Origin of the sequence: Variovorax sp. IB41 (assembly GCF_016405905.1) — a bacterium.
In the GTDB taxonomy this organism is placed as follows: domain Bacteria; phylum Pseudomonadota; class Gammaproteobacteria; order Burkholderiales; family Burkholderiaceae_C; genus Variovorax.
The window spans coordinates 46,999-58,500 of record NZ_JAEFCB010000030.1 but is presented as its reverse complement, the minus strand read 5'-3'; the positions used below and the strand labels follow the sequence as shown (position 1 = coordinate 58,500).

Below are 11,502 nucleotides of genomic sequence, written 5' to 3'. Positions count from 1 at the left end.
TTTGCTGCTGCACGGGCCGCGCACTCACGCTCTTGTAGTCCCAGCTCTGCTGCGCGAGGCTGTTGGTCTGCAGCTGCCGGCTGCCGCGCCATTGCTGGATGGTGTCTTCTGCTTCGCTCGCATCGGCGCGATGGAAGCGGATGGAGGGTTGCGCGTTGGCGCGGAAGGCGCCGTTGTGGTCGGCGATGACGAGGGTGTGGCTGCCGAGATTGCCGTCCTTGCCGGTCGCGTGTTCGACCCAGTAGAAGAGGCCTTCTTCGGCGAGCAGACGCGCAACGAAATCGAAGTCGCTCTCGTGGTACTGCGTGGTGATGCCGCGCACAGGATAGATGTCGCGCTGCGCGATCTCCCAACGCCATTGCACGGCGAGCTTGCCCTGGCTTTGGTACCGCGCGAACACGGCATCGACGATGTCGAACACGTTCTGGTGTTGAAAGAGGCAACTGTCCTGGCGATGGCGCAGGAACGCGAGCCACGGCTCGATGACGAGCCGATACCGCGCCATGCCGCCGTTGCTCGATACGCACTCGGCTTCAGTCACGTGGCCATGGAACGGACGCAGTTCGGTGCGGCTCTGTGCAGTCTGCAGATCGAGGCGCACGCCCTGCCCCATGAGGGTCTTGAGTTCGATGTGCGCGTCGTCGCTCAACGCCGTGAGTTCGAAGCGAAAGCCGCCATCGTCCAACGACTCGATGCCGTCGAGGCGCTCGGCCAGCAGCTTGTTATCACCCAAGGGCGTATGCAACACCAGCAGCCGGTCTTGCTGTGTCGTCCCCGCACGCAACTGCGCGCCGAGCGAAGCCGAATTGAAGTCCGTCATGTCTCTGGTTCTCCCTTTGACCCGAACCGCCGCAGCGCCTAGGTGATCCTGTAGCGGAACTCGCCGCTCTTGGCGCAGCTGGCCTTGATCTTCGCGAGCGGCGTTTCGTCGGCCATGCGCGTGAGAACCGCTTCCGCGATCTCGGGCAGGAGCGTGCCGTTCAGGATGTGATCGACGTTGCGCGCGCCCGAGTCGACCTCGGTGCAGCGCGCGAGCACGGCCTCCACCAGCGCGTCGTCCCACTCGAACACGGCCTTGTGGTTGGTCGCGATGCGGTCGCGGATGCGGCCGAGCTTCAGCGCAATGATCTGCTCGAGCACCGCATCGGTGATCGGATAGAACGGCGCCACTTTCATGCGGCCGAGAAAGGCCGGTTTGAAGGCCTTCATGAGCACGGGGCGCAGCGCCTCGGCCAGCGCGTCGGGCGCGGGGCGCTCGTCGTCGGCCTTGTTCAGGCACGCCTGCATGATCTGCGACGAACCGATGTTCGAGGTGAGGATGATCAGCGTGTTGCGAAAGTCGATCTCGCGCCCTTCGGCGTCGTCCATCATGCCCTTGTCGAACACCTGGAAGAACATCTCCAGCACGTCGGGGTGCGCCTTCTCCACTTCGTCCAGCAGCACCACGCTGTAGGGCTGGCGGCGCACGGCTTCGGTCAGCACGCCGCCTTCGCCGTAGCCCACGTAGCCGGGCGGCGAGCCCTTCAGGCCCGAGACGCTGTGCGCCTCCTGGTACTCGCTCATGTTGATGGTGATGAGCTTCTTCTCGCCGCCGTAGAGGATGTCCGCGAGCGCCAGCGCGGTCTCGGTCTTGCCCACGCCCGAGGGGCCGACGAACATGAACACGCCGCGCGGCTTGTTGGGGTCTTCCAGGCGCGCACTCGCAGTGCGCACGCGCTGCGCCACGGCAGCGAGCGCGTGGTCCTGGCCGATCACGCGTTCGGCCAGCAGCGTATCGAGGGCGCGCACGGTCTTGATCTCGTCCTTGACCATGCGGCCCAGCGGCACGCCGGTCCAGGCCGAGACGATCTCGGCGACGACGTGGCCGTCGACCTGCAGCGGCACCATCGGTGTGGTGCCTTGCAGTGCGCGCAGTTCGGCGAGCAGGGCGTCGAGCTGGTCGCGTTCGGGGTCGGCGGCGGCAGCGGTTTTCTTGCGGCCGGCGGCGCGGGCCGGTGCGGCTTTCTCCGTGGGCGCGGCCTCGGGTTGCACCGCCGACTCATCGCGTTGCGCACGCAGCGCGCGGATGCGTTCGACCAGCACGTTCTCTTCGGCGAGGCGTTGCTGGCTCGCGGCCAGCTCGGCCTGCAGCGCGGCCTTCTGCTCCGCGAGTTCGGCCTGGCGCGCTTCATGGCGCCCGCCGGCCGCGGTGTCGCGCACCAGCGCGGCGCTCTCGGCCTCGATGCGTTCGAGGCCGCGGTTGGCTTCTTCGATGAGGGCCGGCGTCGCGCTCTGGCCGAGCGCCACTTTCGCGCACGCCGTGTCGAGCACGCTCACCGCCTTGTCGGGCAGCTGGCGCCCGCTGATGTAGCGGTGCGACAGGCGCACCGCCTCGGTGATGGCTTCGTCGAGCACGCGGATATTGAAGTGCTTCTCCATCAGCGGCACCATGCCGCGCAGCATCGCGGCGGCCAGCGTTTCGCTGGGCTCCTCGACCTTCACGACCTGGAAGCGCCGCGCGAGCGCCGCGTCCTTCTCGAAGTATTTCTTGTACTCGCCCCAGGTGGTGGCGGCGATGGTGCGCAGCTCGCCGCGCGCGAGCGCGGGCTTCAGAAGATTGGCCGCGTCGCTCTGCCCGGCCTGGCCGCCCGCGCCGATCATGGTGTGGGCCTCGTCGATGAAGAGCACGATCGGGTGCGGGCTTTTCTTGACTTCGGCGATCACGTTCTTCAGGCGGTTCTCGAACTCGCCCTTCACGCTCGCGCCGGCCTGAAGGAGCCCCATGTCCAGCGTGTGCAGCGCCACCGCGCGCAGCGATTCGGGCACGTCCTGCGCGGCGATGCGCAGCGCGAGCCCCTCGACCACCGCCGTCTTGCCCACGCCGGCCTCGCCGGTGAGGATGGGGTTGTTCTGGCGCCGGCGCATCAGGATGTCGATGACCTGGCGGATCTCGGTGTCGCGGCCGATCACCGGGTCCAGCGCGCCGTCGCGCGCGCGCTGCGTGAGGTTGGTGGTGAACTGGTCGAGCGCCGGCGTCTTGCCCGGTACGCCCGCGGCCAATGCATCGGCCGGCGGCTGCTGCGCGTCGCCGTCGGCGGCCGCGCCCGAGGCGCCGGCTTCGGCCGCTTCGCTCGAACCGTCGGTGAGCTTGTCGAAGTCGTGCTTCAGGTCTTCGAGGCGGATCTTCGCGAACAGCGGCGAGCCGCGCTGTGCGAGCTGCGCGAGGTCGGGCTCGGTCAGGAGCGCGAGCAGCAGGTGGCCCGAGCGGATCTGCGCCACGTGCGCATCGAGCGAGGCCAGCAGCCACGCCTGCTGGAACAACTGCTGCAGGTGCTGCGAGAACACGGGCGTGCGCGTGTTGCCGTTCTTGAAGGTCTGGATCTCTCGCTCCAGGTCCGACTGGATCGCGCTCGCGCTGATGCGGTTGGCGCGCAGCACGCGCGCGAGGTCGTTGTCGGTTTGCTCCAGCAGGGCCAGGAACAGGTGCTCCAGGTCCACTTCGTAGTGGCCGTTGGCCAAGCACAGGTTGGCCGCGCGCTGCGTGGCCATGCGTGCGCTGCCGTTGAGCTTGGTGATCAGTGTTTTCAGCGATGTGCTCATGAACGGTGGTTGTCTTCTGTCGGTCTTGTCTTCGTTGAAACGGCACTGCGGCTACTGCAGGGGCTGCAGTTCGTACTGGGTGTCGCTGCGGTCGCTCTCGGCCTCGCCGGTGGCGATGAAGCTGTCCCAGCCGAGGTGGCTGCCGCCGCTGTCGCTCAGCTGCACGGCGGCCACTTCCTCGCGCGCGAGGATCAGGCGCACTTCGTATTCGCAGGTCACGCCGGCCAGCAGCGCCAGCATTTTTTCGAGCGCCTTCGCATGCGCGCGGCCCGGAAAGAATTCGCGCAGCGCGCTGCGCTTGAGCGGGCCGATCCACAGGCGGATGCGCAGGTCGCGCTGCCAGATGCGCTCGCCCGCCATCGCGTTCTGCCCGAGGCTCACGTTGCCTTCGCCCAGGCGCGAGCGCTGCTGCACGGGCATGTCGTACCACTTGCCCAGGAACTGTTCGATGCGGATGTTGCTGCGAAAGTAATCGGACAGCACGCGCTGCAGATAGGCGGCCGACATCGGCCGATGCCGCACCGCGGCCGCATAGCCGGCCACGGTTTCGTCGAACACCGTGCCCGTGCCGTCGGTGAGCGGATCGCGCTGCGCGGTGTGCTCCAGCCCCGCCATCGACAGCAGCACCGGCAGGTAGGCGCGGCTGCGTTCGTGCTCGTAGTGCAGCGGCAGGCGGTACTTGCGCCAGGCCGCATAGAAGAGCGCGGTGGCGCGGTTGGTGAAGACGTCGAGGAACGCGCGCGCCGAGCTGTCGCGCAGGTGCTGCTCCCGGCGCATCAGCATCTCGGTGTAGACGATGGGCAAGGCACCCGAGACGCCCAGCATGCCGAAGGAGGCGGGCGTGAGCTCGATGCGGCCGAGGCCATGCGCGTCTTCGCCCTGCGCCGAGGGCTCGCACAGCTCGGCGCTCGACACCAGCTGGCCCACCGCATCGCGCACGGCCAGCGCCTCGATCTCGCTGGGCGGGAAGGTGAGGCTCGTCGAGCTGCGAAAGCGCAGCCAGCGCGGCACCATGCGCTCGCCGGGCACCAGGCGCTGGTGCACGTCGCGCTCCTGCCTTCGCAGCAGCACGAGCTCGAGCAGCCGCACCGCCTGGAAGAACTCGAAGCGGTACGGTTCGCGCAGCAGCCGGTCGGCTACAGCAGGATCGATTCGCCGCTGCGGGGTTTGCATCGCACCAGCTCCTCCTTGTCGCGCGCCGAAACGATCACCAGCTGGGTGAAGCTGTTCAGGTGCACATAGAGACCGAAGAAATGATCCATCACGCGCGCGAAAGCCTGCAGGCTGCTGCCCACGAAGCCGGCCTCGTCGACCGTGAGCTTGAGCTCGATGCCGCGCACGAAAGTGGCGAAAGGCTTGCCCGGCAGCCACTGCGTGGTGGCCTGCTGGTCGATGCCGGTGATGGCCTCGATCTGCCGCGCCGAGACGGCCGAGCGGCCGAGGTCGTACAGGCGCAGCATTTCCTTCAACGCCGGCAACCCGCTGGTGGCCAGCGACAGATGGTTGAGCGACAGGTGCGACACCAGCCGCCACTGCACGCCCTTGCCGCGCGGCATGCGCAGCGTCTGCGTCGGGCGGCGCAGCATGCGGATCGAGCGCGCCACCGAGTTGCCTTCGATGAAGAGGTCACCGCCCGGCAGCCCGAAGGTCAGCGAATGCGGCAGGTCGCGGTTGGTGCAGGTGAGGTCGATGCTCAGCGTTTCGGTCTGCGGCAGCGAAGGCTGGAAGTCGATGTCCACGATCGAGAGCTCGGTCTCGTAGCCGGGGCTCCTCTGCGCGACAAGTTCGTTGCGCCGCGCGAACCAGTAGTGCTCGGCCTCCTTCGGATGCTCGCCGTGGTGCAGCGAGTAGAAGGGGCGGAATTCGATGTAGGCGTCGCCCTCGGCGGTCTGCTTCACGAGCTTGACCGCGTCGATGCTGTAGACCTCGAAGCCGAAGGCGCGGCGCGCATCGGCCACCACCGGGTAGGCGGCCGCGGCATGCGTGACGCGGATCGGATCGCTGCGCTGCTTGAAGAGGTTGATGACGGGCGTGCAGCCCAGGCGCAGGTTCCGGCTGGAGACGCCTTCGAGCAGCCGCGCCGCGGGCGAATCGGCGCGCACGCCAGTCATCACCAGGTGCAGCGTGATCGAGCGGCACGAGCCGATGTGGCGCAGCGCGTTCGCCAGGTCGATGTCCACGAAGTTGAACTTCTCGGGGAACGCGAAGTACTCGCTCAGGAGGCGGTACGCGGGGTGCGAGCGCGGCGGCAGTTCGATGAGCGCATCGGCCTCCTCGAAGCCGACGGGGTGCAGCGCCTCGCCCTGCACCAGCGTCCATTTGCCGCTGCGCTCGGGCTCCACGAAGACGGCGGCCGTCTTCAAAAAGATCGCATCGGCCAGCGCGGTGGCCAGCGAAGGCTCGGCATCGATGAAGGTGCGAAGGCGCGCCATGGTGAGCGCGAGCGTGCCGAGCGATTTCTGCTCGCCGGTGGCTTCGAGCGTGACCGACAGGCACCCGGTGGCGTTGCGCGGCAGCGAGGCATGCGCGGGCGCGTTGACCACCGAATGGAACACCACGTTGGACACCTGCACCGCCGCCAGCGTCACGTCGTAGACGCTGCGAAAACGGCACGCGCCGCCGCGCACCGGCTGCGAGGTGAGCTCGGTGCCGCGCGCGATGGTGACGGGCTTGCTCAGCTTGGCGAGCGCCGCGCCGCCGGCATCGAACTGCGCGATGGAGCATGACGGAAAGGGCCGGAGGTAGTGCGGATACAGCACCTCGAGCAGCGCTTCGGTGAGCTCGGGGTAATCGTCGTCCAGCTTCTTGCTGATGCGCGCGGTGAGCAGCGCAAACGACTGGATCATCCGCTCGACGTGCGGGTCTTCGCTGCTGTCGGCGGAGATTGCGAGGCGCGCGGCGATCTTCGGGTAGCCCTTGGCGAACTCCTGCGAGTAGCTGCGCAGGAAGGCGAGCTCGCGTTCGTAGAAGGGCAGCAGTTCGTCCATGGTGTCCTAGGCGGAGCGGCTCTTGCCGGTGCCGCGCGTGATCGAGTACTGCAGCGTCGTGGGCTGCAGCATGGCGTCGAAGTTCACCGGCTCGGCGAGCTCGGGCAGCACGAGGAGCGCGGTGATTCCGAAATAGAGCATGTTGGTGCTGGTCTGGCCGTCCACCTCGAGCGACACCACGACGTCGCGCAGGCGCGACTCGTGGCGGGCGATGGCCTGCTCCAGCGAGCGGCAGATGAACGAGCGGTCGTAGTGGCTCGCCAGACTCAGGCCCGAGAAATCGCTCAGGCCGTAGGTCATGACGGAGCGCCGGCACTCGGGAAACGCGGCGAGCTTCGCGTCGTCGAAGACCATGCGCGTGTTGAGCAGGGATTCGAGGTCGCGCGCGACCATGTTCTTGACCTCTTCGAGCGACAGGTGGCGAAGCACCGGCGAAGCCGGCCCGCGCCAGTCGTCATCGAACAGTTTGTCGAGCAAGCCCGGTTCGAATCCATTCATGGGTCTGCCGCCTCGTGCATTGGATATCGGGCAAGGACGCCGCGCGCGGGGGCGCGGCGCCAAAAAGAAACCGCGGCCTCGCGCCGCGGTCGACATTGCCCGACGGGCGTCAGACCGAGTAGGTCTTGTCGTTCTTGGTGAGGCTCCAGGCGCCTTGCGAGTTGCCGCCCTGGTTGCCACCGATCTTTTGCTGCGTGTACTTCCACTGCACGGCGGCGTACTTCAGCGAGAAGGTCTCGCTCGGCACGCTGGCCACGTCGGTGCTCATGACCTTGGGGTTCACGCTGGCGATCAGCACGTACTTGAGCTTGATCTCCATGTACTGCACGCGCTTGCCTTCGCCGTCGGCGCGGTAGAACTGCACCGTCACCTCGTCGAAGGTGGTGCCACCCGATGCGTGCTGATAGAGCAGCGGGCTCACCACGTCCATGTCCTTGGTGAAGATCATTTCGCCGTGCTCGCAGCGCTCGGCGGTGTGGCCGCCGGCGGTCGATGCGGTGGCCGAGCGCGGCTGCACGATGCTGTGCTGCCAGGAGCTCACTTCGACCCAGTCCTTGTGGTCCTTGTCCTGCGACTCGCCGTTGATGGCTGGACTACCGAATTTGACGTAGATATCTTTCATGTTTCTTCCCCTTCTTGATTGATTGAAACGACAGTTAACGTGTTGATGCGCGGCCCCTCGGCCGCGCTTCGCGATCCGCCTCGACTGACTCTTCTTACTTATTCACTGACTTCGGCAGATCGGCGACCAAGCGCAGTGAAATCGACAGCTCATCCAGTTGGAAGTGCGGGCGCAGGAACGCGACCGCACGGTAGACACCAGGCCGGCCGGGCACTTCACCCACCTGGATGGACGCTTCCCGCAGCGGGAATTGCGCCTTCTGTTCCTGCGTCGCGTTGTCGTCCAGCAGCACGTACTGCGCGATCCAGCGGTTGAGGAACTGTTCGACGTTGTGTGCCGAGGCAAAGCTGCCGATCTTGTCGCGCATCATGGCCTTGAGGTAATGCGCGATCCGGGACACGGAGAAGATGTACTGCAGCTGCGCCGAGAGCACCGCGTTGGCGTTGGCGCTGTCGGTGTTGTACTTCTTGGGCTTTTGCAGCGACTGCGCGCCGAAGAAGGCCGCGTAGTCGGAGTTCTTGCAGTGCACCAGCGGAATGAAGCCCAGGTCGCTCAGTTCCTTCTCGCGCCGGTCGGTGATGGCGATCTCGGTCGGGCACTTCAGCGCGATCTCGCCCTCGTCGGTCTTGAAGGTGTGCGTGGGCAGGTCTTCGACCAGGCCGCCGCCTTCCACGCCGCGGATCGCGGCGCACCAGCCGAAGTCGTCGAACGCGGCCGTCAGGCGCGTGGCGAACGCCCAGGCGGCGTTGCACCAGAGGTACTTGGAGTGGTCGGTGCCGTCGACGTCTTCCACGAAGTTGAAGCTGTCCACCACCGTGCCTTCGCGCGGGTGGTACGGCAGGCGGCCGAGAAAGCGCGGCAGCGTGAGGCCCACGTAGCGCGAGTCTTCGGAATCGCGGAACGACTTCCACTTGGCGTATTCGACGGTGTCGAACACCTTGGCCATGTCGCGCGGCTTGCCCAGGTCGTCGAAGCTCTCCAGGCCCAGCAGCTCCGGCGAGGCGGCGCCGATGAAGGGCGCGTGCGCGGCAGCCGCCACGTGCGCCATCTGGTCGAGGAAGTACATGTCCTCGGGCTGGCGCGTGACGGCGAAGTCGCCCACCAGCGCACCGAACGGCGCACCGCCGAAGGTGCCGAATTCTTCTTCGTAGACCTTCTTGAACATCGCGCTCTGGTCGAACTCGACGGCCGCCTTGAAGTCGCGGATCAGGTCGCGCTTGGTGGCGTTGATGACCTTGATCTTGAGCATCGTGCCGGTGGGCGTTTCCTTCACGAGGTATTCCAGGCCTCGCCAGGTGCTCTCCAGCTTCTGGAACTCGGGCGCGTGCATCACGGCGCTCAGCTGCGCGGAGATGACGGCGTCCAGGTCGGCCACGCGGGCGTCGATCATGGCCGAGACGTTGTCCGAGACGATCACCGAGCCTTCGAGCACTTGGCTCACCAGCTCGCCGATCAAGTCCTTGGCGCGCGTGTGCTCGGCGTCGGACTTGGCGACCTTGCTCTTCTCGACGATCTGGTCGAGCAGGTCGACCGAAGCCTCGGGCGAGGCACCACTCGATGCCGATAGTGCTTGCGCAGTCATGTTCAGCTTTCGTCCTTCTTGCCGGCGCCGTGGCCCAGGCGCTGGAGTTGCTCGGTGTTGTTCAGCACGTCGGCCAGCAGGTCTTCCAGCTTGCTGTTGCCGGCCATCTTGTTGCGCAGGTCCGCCAGCTTCGTGCGCGCATCGAGCAGGCGCTTGAGCGGCTCGATCTGGTCGACCACGGCCTCGGGCGAGAAGGCGTCCATCGAGTTGAAGGTCAGGTCCACGGCGAAGGTGCCGCCGCGCGCATCGAGCTTGTTCTCCACCTGGTAGGCCGCGCGCGGGGCCAGGCCCTTCATCACGTCGTCCAGGTTGTCGCGGTCGACATTGACGAACTTGCGGTCCTTCAGCTTGGGCTGCTCCACCTCGGACTGGCCGGCCAGGTCGGCGACCACGCCGACGACGAACGGCAATTCCTTTTTCTCGATGGCGTCACCGAGTTCGACGTCATAAGTGAGCTGCACGCGCGGGGGGCGCACTTTCTGGAGGCGCTTTTGCACGCTCTGTCTTTTGGTCGCCATGGCTTCGATACCTTCCGAATAAGACTGCGAGACGAATTACTACTTTGTGCGTCCTATTGGGAAGGACGCACGCATTTGAATTACTACTTTGGTTTAATCAACCAATTCAAAGCGTCAAAAAGAATTACTTGAGCGCGTCGAATGGATTGGCGCTTCCGCCTGCGCGCGGGGCCGGGGCAGGTGCCGGGCGGGCCGCGGGTGCCGGCGCCGGGCGCACGGCGGCAACCGGGGTCGGCTGCGAGGCGCTCGAGGTCGAAGGCGACGGTGCGGGCGACGGGTTGGACGCCACGGGACGGCGCGCTGGCGTCGTCTTGGCTTCGGCGCCGCCGGGCACCAGGACCGACAGGCCCAGGGTTTCGCGCAGCAGCGCAGCGAGGCGGTAGGCGTCGGCGTTGGCATCGCCGCTCAGGGTGCTGTCCTTGCCCAGGTCCTCGATGGAGCGGGCTGCCAGGCGCAGGCCGCCCACGGCGGTGATGCTCTTGGCCTGGCGGCTGGCGGGGTCGCGGCGGAGCGTCTCCTCGGCGGCCGAGATGGCCAGGCTGTAGCGGCCTTCGTTGAAATAGATCTGCGCGATGCGCGACCACGGCTCACCGCGGGTCGGGTTGTCGGTGGCGATCTTCTGGTATTGGCGGATGGCGGCGGACTTGTCGCCGGTGGCAGCGGCGGCGGCGGCATCGGCTTCCGCCAGGCTCTTGTTGAAGGCTTCGGTGGACTGCGCGACGGCGGCGTCCGGTGTGGTGGTGCAGCCCGACAGAAAGGTGGTGGCCGCAATGGCACCAGCAATCATCGTGCAAGTCATGTACTTTCGAATCAACACAATCCCTCCGCTTGGATCTGACTTTTTTTGGCAGGTCGCAATCATTCATTAAGTTGCGACCAATGACAATACACGATACTACATATTCGCTTACGTTCAATAACAGAAGTCATGTAATGCGAACTGCTTAATTGGCAAATTCCACGGCCAATTATTTAAGCCTAATGACAACTATTTGAATTCGGTTACATCCGCTGTTCCAATGAAAATATTAATCACAATTAGCGCCTTGCTGATGACGCTGTTGCTTGGCGGATGCAGTTCTCCAGCCCTCACGATCGCCAACATCGCCCTGGAGGCGAGCGGCCTGAAGAAGCCCGAGTTGCCCGAATCGCAGAAGCCGCCGCGCAAGGTGTCCATGTCGATCGCGGCGGGCAAGAACCTCAACGCCGACAGCCGCAACCGCCCGCTCGCCGTGGTGGTGCGCATCTACAAGCTGAAGGAAACGACGGGCTTCTACCAGTCGTCGTTCGATGCCTTCGTCACCCCCGGCCGCGACAAGACGCAGCTGGGCGACGACCTCGTCGAGAGCCGCGAGATCACGCTCATTCCCGACCAGCAATACACCTGGACCGAGACCGTGCCGCGCACGGCCAACGCGGTGGGCGTGGTGGTGCTGTTCCACTCGCCCGACGCGCAGCGCTGGCGCTTCGCCTTCAACGCCGTGGACGCGGAGAAGACCGGCATCGTGATGGGCGCGCACGCCTGCGCCTTGACGGTGACGCAGGGTGCGGTGGTCGGCCAGCAGAACGCGCAAGGCGGCGCCGCGAGCGGCGGCGCGCTCAACCTGCTGGGCCCGGTGACCTGCCGGCCCTCGCCCGCGTGATGCGTCCGATGCACGGGGTGCATTCGCCCTTGTCCGTGCGCGGACGACGATGCGATACTGCCGAAAAATTTAG

General features: G+C 66.1%; 10 protein-coding genes. 1 reads left to right on the top strand and 9 read right to left on the bottom strand.

The genetic code is table 11. The annotated features are described in order from the left end of the window. The 9 genes from JC881_RS30755 to JC881_RS30715 form a co-directional block, all read right to left on the bottom strand. The coding region (locus JC881_RS30755) for a type VI secretion system Vgr family protein (protein ID WP_198789559.1) at positions 1-820 on the bottom strand (820 nt) is incomplete at its 3' end. Positions 821-858: 38 nt separating this feature from the next. Continuing rightward, the gene (gene tssH / locus JC881_RS30750; protein ID WP_198789558.1) at positions 859-3,579 is read right to left on the bottom strand and encodes a type VI secretion system ATPase TssH; all 2,721 of its coding nucleotides are present in this window, start codon (positions 3,577-3,579) and stop codon (positions 859-861) included. A 51-nt stretch (positions 3,580-3,630) separates the two neighbouring features. After that, a complete protein-coding gene (tssG, locus tag JC881_RS30745; protein ID WP_198789557.1) occupies positions 3,631-4,752 on the bottom strand; it encodes a type VI secretion system baseplate subunit TssG in 1,122 nt (373 codons plus the stop codon). Continuing rightward, the gene (gene tssF / locus JC881_RS30740) at positions 4,716-6,566 is read right to left on the bottom strand and encodes a type VI secretion system baseplate subunit TssF (RefSeq protein ID WP_198789556.1); all 1,851 of its coding nucleotides are present in this window, start codon (positions 6,564-6,566) and stop codon (positions 4,716-4,718) included. The genes tssG and tssF overlap by 37 nt, the downstream gene beginning before the upstream one ends. 6 nt (positions 6,567-6,572) lie before the next feature. Further along, complete coding sequence (gene tssE, locus JC881_RS30735) at positions 6,573-7,064, bottom strand: type VI secretion system baseplate subunit TssE (protein ID WP_198789555.1); 492 nt, start codon at positions 7,062-7,064, stop codon at positions 6,573-6,575. A gap of 109 nt (positions 7,065-7,173) precedes the next feature. Next, the gene (locus JC881_RS30730; protein ID WP_042578745.1) at positions 7,174-7,686 is read right to left on the bottom strand and encodes an Hcp family type VI secretion system effector; all 513 of its coding nucleotides are present in this window, start codon (positions 7,684-7,686) and stop codon (positions 7,174-7,176) included. Between the two features lie 94 nt (positions 7,687-7,780). Next, entirely contained in the window at positions 7,781-9,268 is a 1,488-nt protein-coding gene (gene tssC / locus JC881_RS30725) for a type VI secretion system contractile sheath large subunit (protein WP_443083383.1), read from the bottom strand. 2 nt (positions 9,269-9,270) lie between these two features. Further along, positions 9,271-9,786 (bottom strand): type VI secretion system contractile sheath small subunit, encoded by a 516-nt coding sequence (gene tssB / locus JC881_RS30720; protein ID WP_198789554.1) that lies wholly within the window; start codon positions 9,784-9,786, stop codon positions 9,271-9,273. A 124-nt stretch (positions 9,787-9,910) separates the two neighbouring features. Further along, the gene (locus tag JC881_RS30715) at positions 9,911-10,573 is read right to left on the bottom strand and encodes a hypothetical protein (RefSeq protein WP_233102133.1); all 663 of its coding nucleotides are present in this window, start codon (positions 10,571-10,573) and stop codon (positions 9,911-9,913) included. 232 nt (positions 10,574-10,805) lie between these two features. On the opposite strand from JC881_RS30715, the gene tssJ reads away from it, so the two are divergent. Beyond that, positions 10,806-11,429 carry a type VI secretion system lipoprotein TssJ gene (gene tssJ, locus JC881_RS30710; RefSeq protein ID WP_198789553.1) on the top strand — a complete coding sequence of 208 codons (624 nt, stop codon included), beginning with the start codon at positions 10,806-10,808 and terminating at the stop codon, positions 11,427-11,429. Positions 11,430-11,502: the final 73 nt, after the last annotated feature.

Excerpts from the sequence above, each read along its gene's own strand:
- tssH (WP_198789558.1), bottom strand. The coding sequence starts at position 3,579 with ATGAGCACATCGCTGAAAACACTGATCACCAAGCTCAACGGCAGCGCA.
- tssG (WP_198789557.1), bottom strand. The coding sequence starts at position 4,752 with ATGCAAACCCCGCAGCGGCGAATCGATCCTGCTGTAGCCGACCGGCTG.
- tssF (WP_198789556.1), bottom strand. The coding sequence starts at position 6,566 with ATGGACGAACTGCTGCCCTTCTACGAACGCGAGCTCGCCTTCCTGCGC.
- tssE (WP_198789555.1), bottom strand. The coding sequence starts at position 7,064 with ATGAATGGATTCGAACCGGGCTTGCTCGACAAACTGTTCGATGACGAC.
- JC881_RS30730 (WP_042578745.1), bottom strand. The coding sequence starts at position 7,686 with ATGAAAGATATCTACGTCAAATTCGGTAGTCCAGCCATCAACGGCGAG.
- tssC (WP_443083383.1), bottom strand. The coding sequence starts at position 9,268 with ATGACTGCGCAAGCACTATCGGCATCGAGTGGTGCCTCGCCCGAGGCT.
- tssB (WP_198789554.1), bottom strand. The coding sequence starts at position 9,786 with ATGGCGACCAAAAGACAGAGCGTGCAAAAGCGCCTCCAGAAAGTGCGC.
- JC881_RS30715 (WP_233102133.1), bottom strand. The coding sequence starts at position 10,573 with ATGATTGCTGGTGCCATTGCGGCCACCACCTTTCTGTCGGGCTGCACC.
- tssJ (WP_198789553.1), top strand. The coding sequence starts at position 10,806 with ATGAAAATATTAATCACAATTAGCGCCTTGCTGATGACGCTGTTGCTT.